The sequence below is a fragment of the Mucilaginibacter gossypiicola genome, assembly GCF_900110105.1.
Taxonomy (GTDB): domain Bacteria; phylum Bacteroidota; class Bacteroidia; order Sphingobacteriales; family Sphingobacteriaceae; genus Mucilaginibacter; species Mucilaginibacter gossypiicola.
The window spans coordinates 80586-102137 of sequence record NZ_FOCL01000007.1; the positions used below are offsets into that span (position 1 = coordinate 80586).

The following is a 21552-nucleotide window of genomic DNA, read 5'->3' on the forward strand; positions in this document are numbered from 1 at the left end:
CAGGACAGATCATGAAAAAAATATTAATGAGTATTTTCATTATTGGCCTTGCAGCGCAAAGCTGTACCAAGGTTAATGAAAATGTATATGACAAATACCCGGCATCAGAGTTTTATTCTACACCGGCCGGCGCTGATGACGCGCTTGCAAACGTTTATGCAAAAATAACCGGTTCATGGGGCAGTAACTATGCCGGGAGGGATAATTGCTGGTATGACCTTAACAGCTTTTCCGCTGATGAGCAGGTGATCCCTCACCGCAATACGGGCGACTGGCAGCTTGATTTTGCGCAACTTTATACGCATACGGAATTACCTACACTTGGTATCATCAATAACACCTGGAATTGGGCATATTCATGTATTTACAGCGCCAACCTGGCTGTGGCGCAACTCACTTCGGCGAAGGCAGATCCTGCTAAAATTGCCGAGGCCAGGGTGATGCGTGCATGGCTATATTATTTGCTGATAGATGATTTTGGCGATGTGCCTTTTTATACAGACAATAACACCAATCTATCAAAAATAACACAAACACCGCGGTTAACGATCTATAATTTCGTTGTAAATGAGCTGAAAACCAATGTTGATCAGCTTTCTGAAACGCGTGGCGGCGCTTATTATGGCAGGTTTAACAAGTGGGCCGGTTATATGGCATTGGCGAAGGTATATTTAAACGCCGGCGTATATACCGGTACCCCTCAATGGGAGGCGTGTCTTGCTGCCTGTAATAAAGTTGCGTCGGGAGGCTTTACCCTGCATCCGGCAACTGCAAATGCCGGCAGCCCGCTGGGAAATACTTATTATGATCTGTTCGGCAATGTGTGCCCTAATGATGAAACCATATTTGCGTTGTACATCACCGAAAATGTTGTCAGCGGAAATATTTACACCATCAGGAGCTTAAACAGTGCTAACGGTACCGCGCTTATTGGTTTCAATGGCTGGAATGGTACAATTATTCCGGGCGACTTTTATGATAAGTATAATGCTGCAGATATCCGCAGAAAACAATTCCTGGTTGGTCCGCAGGCAGGGGGTGTTACTTATACCGAAACGGTTTCATCGCTGATAGATCCGGGCGCCGCTCCTAATGAAGGTATCAGGGATGTGAAATTTTTCCCGGTGCCGCCAGCCGATGCCAGTGGCGAATCAAACGATTTTCCCGTGTACAGGTTTGCCGATGTATTACTCATGCAGGCAGAATGTAACGTTCGCATGGGGAATGTAGCCGCTGCCGCTCCGTTTTTGAACCAGGTTCGGAACCGGGCCGGTTTGAGCAATATAGCCGCCCCAACGCTTCAGAATATTTATGATGAAAGGGGATTTGAGCTAAATATGGAAGGTCATCGCAGGCAGGATATGATCAGGTTTGGTACTTTTTTGCAACCTCACGGCGCAGCGCCCAATATAGTTCCGGCTTCGCCTTCCTATATGCAGCTGTTTCCAATTCCTACCGCAGCGCTCAATGCAAATACCACATTAAAACAGAACCCGGGCTATCCTAACTAATGATCACGATGAAAAGATTAACTTATTTAATATTAATGGCCATATCCTGTATGGCCCTCGGGTGTCACAAGGACGCCCAACTGACTACACTGGCGCCTGTTGCTTTTACATCGGCCGTTAATGCGTCTACCAAGCAGGTGATATTATCCGCAGCTACAGATTCAACCCCGGCTGTATTAACCTTGAAGTGGCCCGCGGTAATATATCCGGTAAAGGCACACGTTACTTATACTTTACAAGTTGATAAGCCTGCGGATACTGTTGGGGCAAGCGCATGGGCCAATGCTACAGCTATTTTAATAGGCAATGATGTGTTAACAAAAGCCTTCAAAGGTGCTGATTTGAATACACTTGCGCTTGCAGTTGGTATTACAGCCAATGACACTGCAAATATGGTATTCAGGGTGCAGGCTTATCAAGACCGTGCAGTGTATACGCACGGGGTAACTGTATCGGTAAGCCCCTGGAAGCCGGCAGTGGTTTTTTCGCATGGCTGGCCTGTGTTGTGGATTCCAGGTGATTACCAGGGCTGGTCGCCTGGAACTGCACCTACAGTAGCGGCAGAACAGACCAACATTTACGAAGGTTATATTTACCAGCCGGCGGGTGGCACTCACCAGTTTAAATTTACAAATGCCCAGGACTGGAACCACATCAACTATGGAGATGCGGGTAACGGTACTTTAACCACCGACGGCAATGCCGCAGGAATGACCTTACCAGGCGCCGGTTATTATGAGCTGGTATGCAACCCGGTTACCCTAACCTGGAACTATACCCTTACTACCTGGGGAATTATAGGCGACGCCACGCCAGGGGGCTGGAACAGCGACACACAAATGTCATACGATCCTATTAAGCAGGTTTGGTCGGTAACCTGTAATATGGTTGCTTCCGGTTCGTTCAAATTCAGGGCTAATAATGCCTGGAGCATTGATTTTGGTGTAGATGCAAACGGCAAATTAGCATATGCTGATAATCCTGCATACCCTTATAATGGTTCACTTGGTAACCTGACTGTGCCATCAAGCGGTAATTATACAATAACGCTTGACCTTCACGATCCGAACAATTACAACTTTACACTTAAGAAAAACTAATTTATTAACAGGGCAGCGCGTAAGTGCTGCCTTGTTTTATCAATAATTCTGTGCGGCTATTATTTAAAATGGCTACTGCAGTTGAAATTATGAAATCCATGAGATTTACTAAGATAATTTTTGCGCTTGCCTTTCTTTTTAACCGGGCAACTGTAATGGCGCAATCGCCGGTGCTGCCGGTTGGTGACCTGGAAAAGGTGACCATAGGAGAGCAAGATATAGTTTTTAAAACTACCAATGCTTATGGGAAAGTGATGGTATACAGCCCGTCAATTATCCGGGTACGATTAGATAAACAAGAACTGGGCCGGGATTTTTCCTATGCTGTTGTTGGGGGCGTGAAAAAAACAACGACCAATATTATCCAGGATAGCCAGACGGTTACCATAAAAACCGATTCGCTCAGGGTAATTGTCACCAAACAACCTTATTCTGTTGCGTTTTACACTCCCGATGGTCAATTGATCAGCGAAGATGAAAAAGGTTTAACTACATCGTGGACGGGGCAAACGGTTACTACTTATAAGAAAATGCAGGATGGTGAGCATTTTATCGGCCTGGGCGAAAAAACAGGTAATCTCGACAGGAAAGGTAACGGGTATACCAACTGGAATTCGGATACGTATGCTTACAGTATATCTCAGGATCCCATTTACAGTACAATCCCGTTTTATATCGGTATTCATCATAATTTAAATTATGGCATATTCCTGGATAATACCTATCAAAGCGATTTTAACTTTGGCGCCAGCAACAACAGGTTTTCTTCGTTTGGTGCCCGGGGCGGCGAGATGAACTATTATTTCATTTATCACAAACGTGCAGCTGATATTATCACTTCATACACTTATTTAACCGGCCGGATGCCATTGCCGCCCCTGTGGTCGTTGGGTTATCAGCAAAACAGGTATAGTTATTACCCGGAAGCTGAAGTTATGCGGATTGCCCATACCCTGCGTGAAAACCATATACCCGCTGATGGTATCACCCTCGATATCCATTATATGGATCGTTACCAGTTATTTACCTGGAACAAGGAGCGTTTTCCAAACCCGGCCGGTATGAATGCAGAGCTTCAAAAGCTGGGGTTCCGGACCACCGTAATTGTTGATCCTGGTATTAAAGTAGAGAAAGGGGCACCGGCTTATGAGGATGGCCTTAGCAAGGACGTTTATATCAAATACCCCGACGGACAACCTTATACAGGTGAAGTATGGCCGGGATGGTGCAATTTTCCTGATTTTACCAGCATCAGGGGGCGCGATTGGTGGCATAAACAGGTTGATTTTTTCGCTAGATCGGGCGTAAGCGGCATATGGAACGATATGAACGAGTTTTCTACCTGGGGGCAAAAAGCACCGGATAACATATTGTTTAATTATGATGGAAAGCCCACCACGCATCTGGAGGCGCATAATGTTTTTGGCCTGGAAATGGTGCGTTCAAGTTATGAAGGTGCACGCGAACATTTGAAGGAACGGCCGTTTATTTTGTCACGGTCGGGCTATGCAGGTCTGCAGCGCTACTCGGCAATATGGACCGGCGACAACCGTGCCGAAGATAGTCATATGCTGCAGGGGGTACGTTTGATGACCAGCCTGGGTTTAAGCGGCGTTTCATTCAGCGGGATGGACGTGGGGGGATTTACAGGTACGCCGTCAACTGCGCTATATACTAAATGGATAACGCTTGGAGCATTCATTCCTTATTTCAGGAACCACAGTGCAAGTGACAGCCGGCCATCGGAGCCCTGGACCTTTGGAAAGGACGTGTTACAGGTTGCGCAGAACTACATCAGCTTACGTTATAAGCTAATGCCTTATCTGTATTCTGCTTTCTATGAATCAACTCAAAACGGCTTACCCGTAATGCGTTCTCTGGCGATAGACTATACCTTTGATCCGAGAATCATGTGGGCAGATTTCCAAAACCAATACCAATTTGGTGATGCCTTTCTGATTGCGCCTTTTGAAAGCAATAAAGATTTCGGTAAAGTTTATTTACCCGAAGGTACCTGGTATGACCTGTATACCGGGACAAAGGAAGCGGGTAAACAGGAAAAGATAATACCGTTAAGCAACGACAAATTGCCTGTTTTTGTAAAAGGGGGAAGCATTATTCCGATGCAGTCGCTTGTTCAATCTACTGCGGAGCAGCCAACGGATACCCTTGCGGTACATATTTATAACGGAGATACGTCCAATAGCTTTACTTATTATGAAGATGATGGGAAGAGCTTTGACTATCAAAATGGTGAGTTTTACAAACGATCTATAACCTTTAATCCTAAAAAAAGGTCTGTAATATTTACTGCTGCTGAGGGAAAACGGGCATCACACTTTAACCACATCATACTGATCCTGCACGGATTTGACCGGGCTACAGGCTTCCGGTTGGGGAGCAGCCGGGTCCAACTAAGTGACCGGCAGTTCAATTACATCGGCGGGGGAGAAACGCCTGGATGCCAGGTAAAGTCCGTCACTATTAAAAATGATAGTGGCACCATACAATTAAATTATTAATTCGAAGAGGAGAAAGCAGAATGAGACTTAGAAACAAATTTAAATGGTACCGTGTGTTACTCATCGCGGTACTGTCCGGCGCTACCATTGCCGGATGTAGCAAATCTAAAACGGTGCCGCCGGTAGTGCCGCCGCCGGTAACAGATACCGATCCGGTACAATATGGTACACCTTTCGGCGGGGTGCCCGCAACCAAAGATATCGTAATGTACGAGGTAAATATCAAAACATTTGCGCCTGCAAATTTTGACGGTGTTAAAGCGCGGCTCGATTCTATAAAGGCCCTGGGCGTAAATGTAATTTGGCTGATGCCTACTTATCCTATCGGGGTAGTTAAGGCAAGCGGCTCCCCTTATGCCGTTAAAGATTATGAAGGCGTTAATCCGGAGTTTGGATCGTTGGATGACCTGCGTTCGTTGGTGGCTCGTGCCCATACGCTCGGGATGGCTGTGATTTTAGACTGGGAAGCAAATGATACATCATGGGATAATGCCTGGATAACGCAGCATCCATCTTGGTATCAGCAGGATGCAAACGGCAATATCAAGCAGCTTTCAACATACACCGATGTGGCCGCTCTTAATTTTAACAGTGTGGATATGCGCGATGCTATGATCAAAGCCATGAAGTATTGGATATTTACGGCTAATGTGGATGGTTATCGTTGTGATTTTGCCGATAATGCGCCTTCAGATTTCTGGACTCAGGCAATTGATGCATTGAATAAAATTACAACGCATAAACTCATTTACCTGGCAGAAGGGACCAAGGGCTCCGAGATAACAGATGGTTTCCAGTTAGGCTACGCATTTAATTTTTATGGTACTATAAAAAGTGTATTTGCCGGCGGGCAGGTCAATAATTTGTTTACAACCAATGCGGCCGAGTTAGCATCACTGCCTTCGCCCGGGCTCAAGTTGCGATATATAACCAATCACGATAATGCTTCATCGGATGGAAGTACGATAGCCGAATATGGCGGCAAGCAAGGAGCACTGGCAGCATTTGTTCTTGCATCATACATGGGCGGTGTTCCTTTAATATACAGCAGTCAGGAAGTGGGCTATCCAAATGCAATCAATTTTTTCAACACCGTGCCGGTTGATTATACTGCCAATCCTGATATGGTGGCTGCTTATAAAAAAATACTGGCTTTCAGGGCGGCACATGAGGCTGTAAAAACAGGCCTGTTAACACAGTATAATGATACAAATGTTGCTGCATTTGAAAAAGTTTCGGGCACGGATGACGTACTGGTACTGGTTAATACCAGAAACAATGCAGTGCCCTTCAATATTCCTTTGCCATTGCAAAACACTACCTGGATCGATGGCATATCGGGGGTAACGACTACATTGTCTTCCCAGCTTACACTTCAGGCCTATAGTTACCTGATACTGAAAAAGAGGTAATCGCTATTATAGTTAATATCGGTTTTACTATAGTTTCCATCAAAATAAGAGGCCGCCATTTGTTATGCATTTGACGGCTTTTTTTATGGATATACCCTCCCTTCTTTATAGCCTGCAAGATATTTCCATCTGATGTTGAGCCTCATTAATGTATATATGGTTAAAAAAAATGTACAACCTGAAAAGTGTGGGCATTATAGTTTCAGGTTATTTGTAGTACGGTATACAATTTAATAATTGAACACCTCAACCGATTTATCTGTACCTATGAAATTCTTATTTTTTTTAATTGCCATGGCTTTGGGGCAACTTGTATTTTCTGCAGTACCGCCCGTAAAAAAGCGGCTCACTGTTTCGTCGCTTTTTTCAGACCATATGGTGATCCAGCAAAAACAAAAAGCGGCTTTGTGGGGGCAGGCTGCTCCCGGTCAAAAACTAACCATTACTGCTAACTGGGGGCAACGGATATCTTCAGTTGCCGATGCCGGGGGGAATTGGAAAGCAAAACTTTCAACACCCGCGGCAGGCGGTCCATACATTATTGCCATAAAAACAGCCGACACCTCTATCATGATAAAAGATGTACTGATTGGTGAGGTTTGGCTGGCGTCTGGACAGTCAAATATGGATATCCCCGTCAGGGGGTGGCCACCGGGCGACACGATATTAAATTCAAAGCAGGAAATAGAAAATGCAAATTATCCGGAGATTAGGTTTTTTAAAGTTCCGTTTGGTATCTCAGTAACTCCACTAAATTCAATCAATGCTAAATGGGTTACCACATTGCCCCAAACCGCCGGCGATTTTAGCGCTACTGCCTATTTTTATGCCCGCAGGCTCCGGCAAAAGCTGCATGTGCCCATTGGAATCATACAATCCTCAATAGGTGGAACACCTGCCGAGGCCTGGACAAGTAAAGCAAGTCTTGAAAAACTTAACGATTTTAACAGTGTAATAAGTGGTTTTGAAACATTTCAGGCTTCTATAGATGATTGGTTTAAAAATGTACCACAGCTAAAAGTCCCTGAAACAGACGAGCAATGGCGTAACATCAGTTTTGACGATCAGGCAGCGGCGAATTTTGAATTTGATGATTCGCACTGGAGTAGCATTAAACTTCCCGGCCGGATAGATGTGTTAAATTCCCACGAGATAGACGGTGCAGTATGGGTGAGGGGGGTATTCGTAGTAAGAGATACCTCGGCTAATTATACGCTGAAGATTGGTTTTATAGATGATATGGATGCTATCCATATCAACGGTAAATACGTTGGTGGTTTTGTTGGCCGGGGCTATGCAAGTACCCCGCGGAATATCATTATCCCAAAGGAACTTTTGAAACAGGGCAATAACGTTATTGCTATCCGGATTATTGATATCGGTGGGCAAGGCCTTGTAGGCGGAGACATTGCGATATCTGATAATAAAGGGGGGACTATTAACCTGGCCGGTGATTGGAAATTTCGTTTGGTTGCCGAGCTTTTGAATGGTAGGTTTTATAGTTACGGTTTGCAGAAAGATATCAGTCGCAGGCCGGATGTTAATAAATTAAACAGTAATTCACCTACAACTTTGTTTAATGCGATGATTAATCCGTTGATCCCTTATACGATAAAAGGGGTGATCTGGTACCAGGGAGAATCAAACGTTGGCAGGGCCGAACAGTATAAAAAACTGTTCCCGCTAATGATTGAGGACTGGAGAACTCAATGGGGAAAGCAGCTGCCCTTTTACTACGTGCAAATAGCGCCGTTTTTGTACCCGGCCGCCGACCAAAAAGAACAATCGCAAAAGCTTCGCGACGCACAGCGTTATGCTTTAAAGCTACCTAAAACCGGAATGGTAACCACGCTTGATATCGGCTACCTGAAAACAGCCCATCCGCCGTATAAACAGGAGGTAGGGAAGCGTTTGGCAACATTCGCCCTGAAAAACGAATATGGAGAAAAAATGCTTGTAGCGTCGGGGCCTTTGTATAAAAAAACAATCATGAAAGGCAACAAGCTGATAGTTGAATTTGAGTCGATAGGCGGCGGGTTGCTTGCATCAAACCAGGGACTTTTTAACTTTGAAATAGCGGGGGCAGATAAAGCTTACGTTAAGGCAGAAGCAAAAATAGTTAATAACAAAGTGGTGGTTAGCAGTCCATCTATAGCAGTCCCGGTTTATGTACGGTACGCCTGGAGTGATGGCAGCAGCGCCAGTTTATTTAACAAAGAAGGTTTGCCTGCGGCTACTTTTACAAGTGAAGGCGGGATGTAATTTGTTTGAGCAGTTATCAATTATGAAAAATATGAACAAGAGCAATTCAAGCTTTCGCGGGGTGTTCCGTTTTGGGGTGCTTCTGGCATTGCCGCTATGCAGTGGTATCAATGTGGTTATTGCCCAGCAGACACCCGTTGCACCCGAAGTTTTACCCGGGAAGGGCCTTAAACAGTACGACTTTTTTTACGCCGGTGAAGCAAAAGCCCGCAACATGTACATTATACGCGGCGGGAAAATAACATGGCAGTACATTGACACCACCGGTAAAGGCGAAATAAGCGATGCCATACTCATGAAAAACGGGAATGTGTTGTTTGCCCACCAGTTTGGCGTAACCTTAATAAATCGCAATAAAAAAGTGCTATGGTATTATGATGCCCCCGATGGTTTTGAAACGCATACTGCACAGCTTATTGGTAAAAACCATGTTTTAATTGTACAAAACGGCAACCCTGCCAAAGTGATGGTGATTAATGTAGGCACTAATAAAATTGAAAAAGAGTTTACACTGCCGTTTATAAGCGGCACTCATGGCCAAATAAGACATGCCCGCCTTACACCGGCCGGAACGCTGCTTATAGCCCATATGGATTTGGGCAAAGTTTGTGAATATGATACTAACGGTAATGAATTATTATCGATTGATGTTCCTGGTGTTTGGTCGGCAGTGTCGTTAAAAAGCGGGAATATACTGGTTGCAAGTAATGATAATTTTGTGCGCGAGTATGCACGCGATGGTAAGTTGATATGGAATTGCTCCTTAGCTGATATTGCCGGTTATAAACTAACTAATCCACAATTGGCTGTGCGGTTGCCTAATGGCAATACTTTAACTAATAATTGGTTTAACCAATGGAGCGGAAAGCTTGATACTAATAATCCACCTGTGCAGGCAATTGAAATTACACCCGATAAAAAAGTTGTGTGGGCGCTGCGCTCATGGCAGCCGCCGGTAAACCTGGGGCCGGCTACAACAATCCAATTGCTCAATGATCCTGATGATAGTACTGAAAACGCACATTTCGGGGAGTTTAAATAGCGTTTTTAAATAATAGAATAAGTAAGGCGCGTACACTTTTATGTACGCGCCTTACTTATTCTATTACATTAATCCTTACTGCAATAGCCAGCGTTGCTGCGCACCCCCATTCCATCCCCATTGTACAAGCTTGTAGCCGTTTACAGATGAGCTTGAATTATCCAAAGCACCGCTTGTAGCCTGGCTCCAGATTTTATAGGTACCGTCAGATTGCTTGTCAACCCACCAGCGTTGATTGTTAGCCCGGGTTGGCGTCCATTGATCCAGTTGCAAACCGTTGGTTGTAGCACCGCCCGGAACATCCAGCGCCAGCCAGCTCATTTGACTTACAATATTCCATGAGCTATCCTCATTCTGGGTAAAATTCCATTTTTGAGTTTGGCCGTGGTTTAAGCCCCATTGCACAACTCCTGCGCCGTTGGTAGCCGTATTGTTGTTATCAACCGCTACACCGTTTTGATTGCTTACTACGTAATGCATACCGGCAATTTCGTCGGGTTGTGCGCCGGGGGTATATTGCAGCCATGCCACCGCGCTTGCAAATTTGCTGGTGGTTAAAGTATTATCGGTAGGGGTAGCCTGGTCCCAGCCGTTCCAGGTAATGTTATAATCGGTGCGGCGGTTATTCCAAATGGCGTTGGCATTTTGTACCATCCATGCGTAGTAGGTGCTCCACATGCGATTATCCCTTACAAAGTGGCCCAGCCCGCGCGCAAATTCATCACCCCAGGTGTTAAGGTAACCGGCGTTATTGGTAATGATGCCATTGGTGGTCATATTGTTTTTTACGTAATCAATTGATCGTTTGGCATCATTGTAATAATTTACATTCCCGGTTATCTGGTAAAGTAAATTAGCGTAATCAACAAAAGTGCCCTGGTTATACACCGCCGATCCTGTATCAACCACATTATTACGATCTATCCCCGCGTAAACCTGCCCGGTATTTGAATTATAAATATGGTTCCAAACCCAATCGTAGATCTGGATGGCTTTATTCAGGTAGTTTTGATCGTGTGTGCTTTGATAAATGTAGCAAGCCACCTTGCCGAGGCTGTTGTTGGATAACGCTTGTTTGTTGATTGGTTCGCCGGCCGGAGTTTTGTCGGGTTGTTGCTCCCATATACCGCCTCCGTTGTATTGCGTATCCCAACCGCGGGCGTAGGCCATATCAAAACCATATTTGGCCTGCGTTAAAAAGTTGGAGTTATTGGTGATTTGGTAGCCGCGGATAAGCGCCAGCGAAAACCAGCCAATGTCATCGTTCCATCCGTCCCAGGTCCAGGGTACGGGCGTATTTTGCAGCCAGGTGGTGCATAGGTTGTTAACCAGTGTTTTGTGGGCTGCGCTGCCTGTACGCTCGTAGGCATCTTCGGCCACCAAAATATCCAGCGAGGCTACCCAGGTGCCATCGGCAGTACCGTCGCTAATGGATTTTTTGTAATACGTTTGCCCTCCGGAGTTTACTAAAAAAGCGTTATTGTAGGCATTAAAAGCGAGATCGGCATTGCCGGGATTCACCACATTGTGGGTGCTCAATTTTTGACCGGCCGGTTTTTGATCGGTGTTAGCCTTTACAAAATCGCTCTTTTTACAGGCCGAAAACGTTAACGCCAAGCCGGCGGCAAGCGGCAAAAAGAAGCGCATGGGTTTGTTGTTTGTTAAGTGTTTCTTCTTCATGGTTTGTTGTTTTTGTTTATAGATTGATAAATTGATTGGTATGCAGATGAAAGCGGGAGGCGGCTATTATGGCAAAGACATCCCGGGCCGGCATTTTCCGGCAAAAAATATGTTTTCAGTATAGTGTAGGGCATTAATCAACAGGCGGTTAGTGTGCCGCCTGTTGATCGTTATCTATTAGAAAGCGTTAAATTCGGCCACCTGCGTATAGGAGGCATTGTATGCCGAGTTAACGATCACTTTGATGTACCTGGCGCTTTTAAACCCGTTAGGCAAAAATTGCTTTTGCAGGTCTTTGTTGTTTAATAAGTTGAATGTGCCGGCATCCGTCCAGGTGGTATTATCGAGACTTACCTGGATATTGACCTCATTGGGCTTACCGCCTCCATCAGCCTGGCGGCCGACAAATGACACGCCATGGAGGGTTTTAACATCATTCATATCAATGATGATATAATGTGGTGGCCCCGGCGAACCGCCCGACCATTGGGTATGCCAGAAAGTTGAGGTATTGCCGTCAAGGGCAAATACGGCCCGCCCGTTGTTGGGGCCTTCTCCATTAGCCTCCTGCGATGAAAAGCCTATGATAGCCCAGTTAGCACGATCATAATTTGAATAATCGTTAAAATCGGGCTGGGCTTTAAGGATATAGAAAGTAGTACGTAAAGCTTCGCGCACTTTTACCGGGTTACCGCTAATACCTACGGGTAAAATATAAGTTTTTAAAGCGTCCATTGCGCCTGTTCCATTGGTTTTTAGACTGATGGTTAAAGGCGTTGTGCTTACCTTGCCCTTCGGAATAATCGCCGAATTTGCCGATAACGTATAACTGCCATCGGGCAAAAGCGGGTAGCTGGTTTTATTGGCCACGTTAAAACTATCGGCCAGTGCTTTATTAACCGCGAAGTTAACGGAGATGTCGCTGCCCGGATATCCCTGACCGCCATAGTTGGCGCCATAAACAAGGGTTTGTGCGCTATCGGTTATTTTTAGTGTTTTCACTACCGGGCCATTTACGGCCTCGGGCATGTAAATTTGGTTATAGCTGTCTATCGGCTGGTAAGGTAAAACTACATTATCCTTACAGCCCGATAAAACGGTGCTTTGAACAAGGGCCACCAGGCCCATGAACTTTAAAATATGTTGAATTTTCATACTTCTCTTACTGAATAATTAATCAATTGCTTACCATCCGGGGTTTTGAACAACCAGTTTTGAACGGTCCATATCGTACTGGCTTATCGGGAACCAATAGGAGGCCGGCGATCTGAACAGGTGATTGCTTACAACAGTACGTTTATAAAAGTCGTCACCATCCTTGTTCATGTTCATACCGTGTACATCGCCCATTACCTGCGCTGCAATTTTCCAGCGGCGGATATCAAACCATCGGATGGATTCGAAAGCCAGCTCAACCCGACGCTCCTGGTGGATACGGGTACGCATATCTGCCTGGCTTGGCGGGATGGGCAGATCGGTAGTGCCATATTGCGGCACACCGGCCCGCTCCCTGATCAGGTTTAGGTATTTTACGATATCGGCATCGCCGGGGCTATATTCGTTCAAGGCCTCGGCATAATTTAAATAAACCTCGCCCAGTCTAAACAAGGCCAGCGGACGCGCCTGCTGCGCACCATTACCGCCCGAACCCGCGTTGGTTTGCGTACCCACATTTTTACGTACCAGGTAGCCGGTTTTGGTAAAATCAGTGGGGTGACCGTTTTTGCTGTTAGGCCCGCTCACAAAAAAGCTGATGGGCGCTGCCGATTGCATATTGCCTCCCTGGAAAACCGCGTTATTATAAGTTACCGAAGCATAAAACCTTGGCTCGCGGTTGATATACATATTATAAACCTGTACGCCATTTACGCTGGTATAACCGGTTTCGGAATACAATGATGATTCGGTGATCGGTTTGCCATCCTTCATAAAGTAAGCATCAACCTGTTCCTGCGTTACGCCAATGCCATCCCAGCCCCCGGCCTGGCGCGGCATACAGTGGGTATCCCAGGTAGGCAGGTTGTTTGATTTACGGTTGAAGATCTGTTCCGAATTCCATTGCTGTAAGAAAATACCCTGGTATGATTTTACAGGATCACCGCTGCCATCTTTGTATAGTTGATATAACCCTAAATCAATAACAGCTTTAGCTGCATCGGCAGCTTTTTTCCATTTCTGCAAATCATAGGTTTGATTGATTAAAGGTTTGCCATCCGATCCTTTAAACGAAGCATAATCGGTATTGCCATTATACAGCGGACTTGCAGCATAAAGTAACATTCTCGCTTTTACAGCCAATGCCATCCCAATTGTCGCCCGACCGGCCTGCACATCGCTGGCCTGGCCGTTATTAGATGCAACCCTTGGTAATACCGCCGCGGCTTTATCCAACTCACTGCTTACATAGTTCACGCAGTCATCATATGAGCTGCGGGGTAACTGCATGGCATCGGCTGTGGCATCGGCAGGGATCTCTTTTTCTCCAACCAAAACTACAGGGCCATACTGGCGCATCAGCAGAAAATAAAAATAGGCGCGCAAAAAGCGGGCTTCGGCTTTGTACTGATCAATTAGCTGCTGGCCGTTCAATGCCAGAATTTCGGCGTTGCCATCAATGTGGTTTAAAAAGTAGGTGGCCGAACGGATGCCGTTGTAATAGTAGTTCCACCTATCGAATATAGCATTGCTTGGGCCTATGTTACCGATGTTGAGATCGTAAATGGTGTATTTAGACCAGGTTATATCCACCTCGTCGGCATTACCGAGCCATGGGTTTTGGGTCCATTGTTCGGATAGGTCATCTACGTAACTGTAAATATTAGCGAGGTATTGCTCGGAAGGGCCTTTCTTTTGGAATACCTGTTCGATGGTGATCCTGTCATTAGGTACCTGGTCCAGATATTTTTTACAGCCGCTGCTAAATAGCAGGGTTACTGTTAGTATTACAGTGCTGCACTTTATGATAGTATTTTTCATAATTAATATATATTGTATGATCAATTATTTAAAGGTGCATTTGATGCCCATATTATAAGTTTTTAACAGCGGATATTGCGCCCCACGACCATCGCCAAGCTCTACATCCCAAAGCTTAAAGCCACTTACCGTCCATAAATTGTAGCCGATAAAATAGATGTTGAAGTTTGACATGCCTACCGAACGCAGCCATTTTGCACCGGCAAAATCATAGCTAAGCTGCAGGGTTTGCAGGCGCATAAACGCGCCGTTTTTAACCCACCAGGTGCTGTTGGCGTAGTTCATATTATCATTACCGTAAGTAAGGCGCGGATAAAACGGACGGGGATTGGTGCTGTTAGGTGTCCACCTGTCGGTAATTTGGGCAAGCAGGTTGCCGCGTTCGCCACCCTGACTAAAGGGCTGCAGGCCGTCGCCGTTTAAGGATACATCAACATTGCTGATGCCTTTAAACCAGCCTGCTACAGAGAAACCTTTGTAGCTGATGGTAGGGCCAAAACCATAAACAATTTCCGGGATGCTGCCGTAACCGATAGGTCCCTGATCAAAATTATCGATCTTGCCGTCGCCGTTCAGGTCTTTGTATTTGATATCGCCTGGCTTGTTTACGCCGGTTTGGTAAGGGCTGTTGGCCACATCGGCGTCGCTTTGAAACAAGCCAAGATCAGTATAGCCAAACCGCTGGCCAAGCTTACGTCCAATACGTTGCTGCCAAGGGTATGGCCAGGGGGCGTTGGCATCGTTAATTACTATAGCCCTGTTCCAGGTAAAGTTGCCCCTGAAGGATGCCACCCAGTTGGTGCCAATCCGTTTGTTGATATCCAATGTAGCGTCGATGCCCCGGTTATGCACTTCGCCAAGGTTGGCATAGGGCAGGGTGCGGATCCCGGTATAGGTTGGCACGTCACCGCGCTGCCTGAAAATGCCGGTGCGATTTTCCTGGAAAACGTCGGCAGTTAAGGAGATCGCATTATCGAGCATTTTAAACTCAATACCCAGATTTTGCTTTTTAGCCTTTTCCCAGGTTACGCTTACGGCGTAATCGCCAATATCAAGGCCGTTCAGACTTTGGTCGGTACCGTTTTGACCGTACGAGTAGTTGCCGTTGCCGCCGCCAACAGTTGAGATATAGGCAAATCTTCGGCCGCCGATATTGCTGTTACCGACAACACCGTATGAGTACCTCAGTTTCAAAAACTGGAAGGTGCTGGCCAGGGGTTTGAAAAAAGATTCTTCAGAGATCACCCATCCTAAGCCGAATGAAGGGAAAAATCCAAAGCGATGATCAGGCGCAAAAGTTTCAGAACCGTTATAGCCAAAGTTGGCTTCGGCGAGGTATTTGTTATTGTAGGCATAAGTAACACGACCGGCAAGGCCCATGTAGCGGTAGGGGATGGAGCTGATGAAGTCATTGGCAAAGGCATCTTCCCTGTCCGATTGATTGTAAAGGATCAAACCGGTAACCGCGTGTTTCCCGAAGGTATTGTTGTAATTAACAGCTGCTTCGGTATAAAACTGGCGCGTACCTCCGTTTGAACGGTTATAACCCAAAAAGCTGGTACCGATGGAGGTTTTATCCAGGAGCAGGTTGCCTTTATCATCCCGACCGGTAGCGAGGTATCCATCAACCGTTTTTGTGCGGCTTATGGTATGCGTATTGTAGTTATCAAACGAGTACATGGCTGTAGCCGAGAGTCCTTTCAGTATCTTTCCCAAATCCTGTGTTATCCGGATATTGCTCCACAGCTGGCTCCTGAACTCATTTACATAGCCGCTTTGTGTAAGCAGGTTGTAGGGGTTTAACACATCGCCGGTACGGATCTGTGAGTGCAGGCCGTTGGAATAAACCGGAGGGATCACAATAGGGGGCATCACATAGGCCGAGCCCCAAATAGCGTCAACCGAACTGCCGGGGTAGTTACCATTACTGATCCAGCCAGAGGCGCCGAAATCAACCTTGGTGGTTTTGGTAACATTGAGGGTTAAGTTTGAGGTAAAATTATACCTGTCAAACTTAATGGACGAATTATAGTTAGCCAGCTGATCTGTTTTATATAAACCATTCTCGTTATAATATCCAACAGATAAATAATATTGTGCGCTTTCTGACCCGCCGTTGGCGTTGACCCTTGCCCGGCGGTTTTGACCAAATTTGTTAAACAAAACCTTAAACCAATCTACATTAGGATAAAGGTCGGGATCAGCGCCACTGGCTGTTTTCTGGATACGATCGTCGCTGTATTTAGGCAGGGGATCATTCGGGTTACTGCTTTTGTAGGCTTCATTAGCCATTTGCATATAGGTAACACCATCGGCAAATTTAGGGATGCGGGTAAACTGGGTTACACCCTGATCATACTGCGCGTTAATGGTAGCTTTGCCTGGTTTACCTTTTTTGGTTTGAATGATAATAACGCCGTTGGCGCCGCGCACACCATAAACGGCTGTAGCCGAAGCATCTTTCAAAATACTGAAACTGGCTATATCTTCCGGATCTACGTTGGCGAGGTCCCTTTCAACGCCATCAACCAATACAAGCGGACTGCTGCTGGTAAAGGTAGCGATACCACGAATATAGATCTCCGCGTTATCATATCCCGGCTGCCCGCTGCGTTGTACGCCGATAACACCGGCTACGCGACCTGCAATCAGATCTGAAAGGTTGGCCACTGGCTGTTTAAGGTCTTCGGCTTTGATGGTACTTATCGCACCTATCATGCTAACTTTTTTTTGCTGTCCGTAGGCAACTACTACAACGTCATTTAAGCCGGTAGCTGTTTCCTTCAGCACAACATTGATTTCATGTTTATTATTTACCGGTACTTCCTGTGTGGCGAAACCAATAAATGTGAACACCAGCGTACCATTACCGTCGGGTAGTTTTATCGAGTACGAGCCATCTTTACGGGTTGATGTACTTGCGGGGCCGTCTTTTAGCTTTACAGTTACACCGGGGAGGGGGATGCCTTTCTCGTCTGTAACTTTACCCGTTACCGTTATGGCTAACGTCTTACTATCCGGCGCGTTATCGATAGGCCGTTGTTTAATAATGATCATATTCTGGATGATCTCGTAGGTGAGGGGCTGCTGCGAAAAGCACCTGTCGAGCACGGCAGATAAAGGTTCGTTCACGGCGTTGATGCTCACGTGTTTTGCCTCTTTCAGCATTTTGTTATCGTAAACAAACTCAACACCGCTTTGCCGGTGCAGCTGCTTAAAAACATCTAAAAGTGTAACATCTTTTACCTTTAAACTGATGTTTTGCGAATAGGTGGCCGCGCTTACATGGAGTAAGGCAACCAGCAATAAAACAAACGTGAGCTTCATTATCAGCAAAATTTTGAACAGGACACGCCGGTCCCAGTTGCATGGGAATGCAATGAAAAATTTATACATTTGGTTAGGGTTAGTAAATAATTGGTTGTAAGGAAATAATCGGTTGGTAACCCTTATGCCGAAAGGTATTTGACCGGGGGCGCTCCGACCTGCTCCTGGTCTCTTTTTACATAAGGATTTTGTAATGAGGTTTTTAGGTAGCCGTTAATCCATCACTGTGATCCTCCTTTCAGTAATTTTAAAATGAACTGATCCTGTTGCTTCGAGTGCTTTAAGCACGATATCGATATTTTTATGCCGCGAAATTGTACCTCCGAAACTGTGCTGGTTTGACATACTATTTTTGTTTTCAAATACCACTTCCACATTATACCAGCGGCTTATTTTTTGCATGGTGCTTTCAATGCTTTCATTATCAAATACAAAAAAACCTTCTTTCCAGGCCACTACGTCGTCGGTATTTACCGTGGCCACGGTAAAGCCAGTGTTATTAAATACGCCCTGTTGTCCCGGTACCAGGCGGGTATTATTATGGGCCGATTGTAGCTTTACCGAACCTTCTAAAAGCGTAGTTTTAACCTCTTTATCTTCGGGATAACCCATTACGTTAAAGTGCGTGCCCAATACCTGTACATTCATTCCGTTAACGGTCACTTTAAAAGGCATTTTTCTGTTTTTAGCTACTTCAAAATATGCCTCACCGCTTAGCACCACCCGGCGTTCTTTGCCAGCAAATGCTACAGGATATTTGATAGAGGAAGCTGAATTAAGCCAGACTTTTGTACCGTCGGACAGGATGGTTTGATAGATACCCCCGCGTGGTACAGTCAGCGAATTGCTATCGGGAACGATTGTATTTTTAATGTTATTATTTGTGTTATTGTTTTTAGTATATGAAAGTATACTGTCGCTTATTTTTTTAATAATAACTCCGGATGTTCCGCCTATTTGCCCGTTTTTTGTGTTGTTAAGGATGATAGATTGTCCGTTGGATAAGGTAAGATAAGCCTGGTTTTTACCCGGCAAAATATTATTGACCGATTGGTTATTTCGTGTTTTTTGTTCCCAATAATGCCATGAAAAAAGCCCTGACGAGAGTAGGAAAACTATGCTGGCGGCGTACTTTAGCCAGGCATTTGACCGCTTTTGGGTAATCTCAATCGGCTTGCTAAAATCCAATTCCGACTGCATTTTAGCTATGATTTGGGCTTTGATAACCTCTTCATCGCCAAGTGTATTGTCCCACTCATTGTTCATGAGTTTTATTTCGGAGTAATGGCTCTCCAAAAGCTGCTTTTCTTCGTCGGTACATTGTCCGGAAAGGAACTTTTCGTAAAGTGAAATAAAATCTTGCTTCGACATTTGTGGTTTATATAAGTATAGTACCCGGTTCATCGAAAAGCTCACATACTTTTTTTGTATTTTTTAGATTTTATTGTGCGGTTTTGACATTTTTTTTGATTATTTTTATAATACCAGTTATAATGTTAAAATACTCAAAAACAGATCTTGAACTATGGCAATCTGTACGCCACGATGATCAAACAGCATTCGATTTGTTGTTCGATCGTTACTGGATTAGCCTGTACAAAACCGCTCATTATTACCTGGACGATGACGAGGTTTGTGCCGAGGCTGTTAATGATGTTTTTGTAAGTATCTGGAACCGGAGAAAAGAATTGAAAATAACTTCTTTCTCCAATTTTATGCAAACCTCCGTCCGCTTCCAGATCTACAAACGTCGGAAAGCGGTTAAGCTTGAAATTGTTTTTAAAGAGGATATTGTTATTGAAGGAAGACATGAAAGTAACGAAGGGGAAACCCGGATCAGGCAATCTGAAATTGACAACCTGCTCAGCAATCATTTAGATCAATTACCCAAACGTTGTCAGGAAATTTTTGAACTGAGCCGGTTTGATAACCTCTCCAATTCGGAAATTGCAGAGCGCCTCAATATCTCAAAACGCACTGTCGAAAATCAATTGGCTTTAGCTGTAAAACATCTTAAGGGTTGCTTAAAGCATATTTATCTTTTGGTGTTTTTTTATTTTATGTGATTACTGGCGCTATCGTTCTGCTGCTGTTCGCTTAAAGCCCTCAGGTGTCGGGAAAATGAAAATTAAAAAGAAAAACAAATAAAAAACATGTCATTGCGAGCGTAGCGTGGCAATCTCGTAGCCAATGCATGTTCGATTCGCATAGCTATGAGATCGTTTCGTCGTTCCTCCTCGACTTGGCTTTTTACATCAACAATCCATAATTTTTTCCCTGCACTTGTGGGCTGGAGCCGGGCGGCAGCTTTAAAAAAAGCCGTCCGAAGCTTGTGACTTCGGACGGAGAATAGCGATACTGTCGGTTGACGGAGGGTTAGTTTATAAACTCAATTGAGCTAAAGTTGAAAACTTTAGCTATGTTTCACCTCGGGTTACGCTACGCTAAACCCGCGGCAGATTTTTTAATTCTTCACAATTTTATAAATACTACCATTGGCATTTTCCGGCCCCGTATCTGAATTGGTCAATACATAAACTTCGCCAGCCGGATCCTCGCCAAAACCGATGATCTTTAAATTAGCCGGGATATTTTGAAATGTAATTTTGCCTCGTTGCCATTGGCTACCGCTTTTTTGCAGGTAGAACATTTTGCCTACCCAATCGGCAAATACATACTTGCTTTTTAAAACAGGTACTTGTTTGCCATTATATACATAACCACCTATTACAGAGATCCCTTCGGTATGGCTATATTCAGCAATAGGCATCGTAATTCCTTTAATATCGCAGCCGGTAGCAGGGTTATAACAATGGGTGCCTTCTGTTAGGCGCCAGCCATAATTGGCACCTTTGGTTACAATATCAACCTCTTCCCACAAATCCTGCCCAACATCTCCGGCAAATAATTGCCCCGATGCTTTATCGAATGAAAAACGGTAGGGGTTACGGAAACCATAAGCCCATATTTCAGGTCGTGCGTCTTTTTTTCCAACAAAGGGGTTGGTTTTGGGAACGTTATAGGTTGCGTTTGTATTTACATCAACACGCAAAATCTTACCAAGCAGGTTACCTAAATTCTGTCCGTTACCTATCTCGCCATGCTTATCGCCCTGGCCTCCGCCATCGCCAAAAGATATATATAAATAACCATCACGGCCAAATTGGATACAGCCACCATCGTGATTCCCATCGGGTTTATCCTGTTCAAGGATAATACGGCCGCTGTTTGGGTCGATCTCATTTGAGTTAGATGACAGTTTATACTCGGCTATCACATCTTTGTGGTTGAACTTACCCGTAGTATTAGCGCTATAAAAAACGTAAAACTTTTTATTTGATTTAAACTGCGGGTGCAGACAGATGCCCAACAAACCGCGCTCTTCATAACCCTTGTTCACTTTCAGCATTTTGCTTCGCAGATCAAGTAAAGGTTCATCAAGCAGTTTACCGTTTTTAACTATCCGGATTTTGCCGGGTTGCTCGGTTACCCAGATATCACCATTACCGGGAAAGGTGAGTGCCGTTGGCGATTGTAAATTGGAACTGATTGGTTGAACTTTTACGGTAATAAGCGGTGGCTCGGCTACGTTTTGTTTAGATCCTGGGAAAACATATGATGAGCAAATAATCATCACAGCATTCATGCCCATAATGCTCCAAAGGGTGGTGCCTTTTTTATTGTTAGCAAATAATTGTTTCATAAAGGTTTTGTTGGTTG

The 21552-nt window shown here is 44.9% G+C and carries 13 protein-coding genes; 7 read left to right on the top strand and 6 right to left on the bottom strand.

Going from position 1 to position 21552, the window contains the following annotated elements; genetic code table 11:
* The first annotated feature begins 11 nt into the window (after window positions 1-11).
* From BMX50_RS22205 to BMX50_RS22230, 6 genes are all read left to right on the top strand, one after another.
* Window positions 12-1511: a RagB/SusD family nutrient uptake outer membrane protein gene (locus BMX50_RS22205; RefSeq protein ID WP_091214043.1), complete on the top strand. Its 1500-nt coding sequence runs from the start codon at window positions 12-14 to the stop codon at window positions 1509-1511.
* A gap of 8 nt (window positions 1512-1519) precedes the next feature.
* Complete coding sequence (locus BMX50_RS22210; RefSeq protein WP_167668062.1) at window positions 1520-2611, top strand: SusE domain-containing protein; 1092 nt, start codon at window positions 1520-1522, stop codon at window positions 2609-2611.
* A 98-nt stretch (window positions 2612-2709) separates the two neighbouring features.
* Window positions 2710-5133, top strand: a complete 2424-nt coding sequence (locus BMX50_RS22215) for a glycoside hydrolase family 31 protein (RefSeq protein ID WP_091214798.1) — start codon at window positions 2710-2712, stop codon at window positions 5131-5133.
* 20 nt (window positions 5134-5153) lie between these two features.
* Window positions 5154-6545: an alpha-amylase family glycosyl hydrolase gene (locus tag BMX50_RS22220; protein WP_091214050.1), complete on the top strand. Its 1392-nt coding sequence runs from the start codon at window positions 5154-5156 to the stop codon at window positions 6543-6545.
* Window positions 6546-6812: 267 nt separating this feature from the next.
* Window positions 6813-8807 (top strand): sialate O-acetylesterase, encoded by a 1995-nt coding sequence (locus BMX50_RS22225; RefSeq protein WP_091214054.1) that lies wholly within the window; start codon window positions 6813-6815, stop codon window positions 8805-8807.
* A gap of 31 nt (window positions 8808-8838) precedes the next feature.
* Window positions 8839-9849 (top strand): beta-propeller domain-containing protein, encoded by a 1011-nt coding sequence (locus BMX50_RS22230; protein WP_143065242.1) that lies wholly within the window; start codon window positions 8839-8841, stop codon window positions 9847-9849.
* A gap of 75 nt (window positions 9850-9924) precedes the next feature.
* On the opposite strand, the gene BMX50_RS22235 is transcribed toward BMX50_RS22230, so the two are convergent.
* The 5 genes from BMX50_RS22235 to BMX50_RS22255 all read right to left on the bottom strand — a co-directional run bounded on the left by BMX50_RS22235 (window position 9925) and on the right by BMX50_RS22255 (window position 19203).
* A complete protein-coding gene (locus BMX50_RS22235; RefSeq protein ID WP_091214062.1) occupies window positions 9925-11529 on the bottom strand; it encodes an RICIN domain-containing protein in 1605 nt (534 codons plus the stop codon).
* A gap of 177 nt (window positions 11530-11706) precedes the next feature.
* A complete protein-coding gene (locus BMX50_RS22240; RefSeq protein WP_091214066.1) occupies window positions 11707-12684 on the bottom strand; it encodes a discoidin domain-containing protein in 978 nt (325 codons plus the stop codon).
* Window positions 12685-12714: 30 nt separating this feature from the next.
* Window positions 12715-14505, bottom strand: a complete 1791-nt coding sequence (locus tag BMX50_RS22245) for a RagB/SusD family nutrient uptake outer membrane protein (protein ID WP_091214070.1) — start codon at window positions 14503-14505, stop codon at window positions 12715-12717.
* A 24-nt stretch (window positions 14506-14529) separates the two neighbouring features.
* The gene (locus BMX50_RS22250) at window positions 14530-17832 is read right to left on the bottom strand and encodes a TonB-dependent receptor (RefSeq protein WP_167668063.1); all 3303 of its coding nucleotides are present in this window, start codon (window positions 17830-17832) and stop codon (window positions 14530-14532) included.
* A gap of 213 nt (window positions 17833-18045) precedes the next feature.
* Complete coding sequence (locus BMX50_RS22255; RefSeq protein ID WP_167668066.1) at window positions 18046-19203, bottom strand: FecR family protein; 1158 nt, start codon at window positions 19201-19203, stop codon at window positions 18046-18048.
* 122 nt (window positions 19204-19325) lie between these two features.
* Between BMX50_RS22255 and BMX50_RS22260 the strand changes: the two genes are divergently transcribed.
* Complete coding sequence (locus BMX50_RS22260; protein WP_091214082.1) at window positions 19326-19898, top strand: RNA polymerase sigma factor; 573 nt, start codon at window positions 19326-19328, stop codon at window positions 19896-19898.
* A gap of 398 nt (window positions 19899-20296) precedes the next feature.
* On the opposite strand, the gene BMX50_RS22265 is transcribed toward BMX50_RS22260, so the two are convergent.
* Window positions 20297-21535 (bottom strand): PQQ-dependent sugar dehydrogenase, encoded by a 1239-nt coding sequence (locus tag BMX50_RS22265; RefSeq protein WP_244281076.1) that lies wholly within the window; start codon window positions 21533-21535, stop codon window positions 20297-20299.
* Between the last annotated feature and the right edge of the window lie 17 nt (window positions 21536-21552).

Coding starts and splice junctions, on each gene's coding strand:
- BMX50_RS22240 (WP_091214066.1), bottom strand. CDS start 12,684: ATGAAAATTCAACATATTTTAAAGTTCATGGGCCTGGTGGCCCTTGTT.
- BMX50_RS22205 (WP_091214043.1), top strand. CDS start 12: ATGAAAAAAATATTAATGAGTATTTTCATTATTGGCCTTGCAGCGCAA.
- BMX50_RS22225 (WP_091214054.1), top strand. CDS start 6,813: ATGAAATTCTTATTTTTTTTAATTGCCATGGCTTTGGGGCAACTTGTA.
- BMX50_RS22235 (WP_091214062.1), bottom strand. CDS start 11,529: ATGAAGAAGAAACACTTAACAAACAACAAACCCATGCGCTTCTTTTTG.
- BMX50_RS22260 (WP_091214082.1), top strand. CDS start 19,326: ATGTTAAAATACTCAAAAACAGATCTTGAACTATGGCAATCTGTACGC.
- BMX50_RS22220 (WP_091214050.1), top strand. CDS start 5,154: ATGAGACTTAGAAACAAATTTAAATGGTACCGTGTGTTACTCATCGCG.
- BMX50_RS22250 (WP_167668063.1), bottom strand. CDS start 17,832: ATGAAGCTCACGTTTGTTTTATTGCTGGTTGCCTTACTCCATGTAAGC.
- BMX50_RS22215 (WP_091214798.1), top strand. CDS start 2,710: ATGAGATTTACTAAGATAATTTTTGCGCTTGCCTTTCTTTTTAACCGG.
- BMX50_RS22210 (WP_167668062.1), top strand. CDS start 1,520: ATGAAAAGATTAACTTATTTAATATTAATGGCCATATCCTGTATGGCC.
- BMX50_RS22245 (WP_091214070.1), bottom strand. CDS start 14,505: ATGAAAAATACTATCATAAAGTGCAGCACTGTAATACTAACAGTAACC.
- BMX50_RS22230 (WP_143065242.1), top strand. CDS start 8,839: ATGAACAAGAGCAATTCAAGCTTTCGCGGGGTGTTCCGTTTTGGGGTG.
- BMX50_RS22255 (WP_167668066.1), bottom strand. CDS start 19,203: ATGTCGAAGCAAGATTTTATTTCACTTTACGAAAAGTTCCTTTCCGGA.
- BMX50_RS22265 (WP_244281076.1), bottom strand. CDS start 21,535: ATGAAACAATTATTTGCTAACAATAAAAAAGGCACCACCCTTTGGAGC.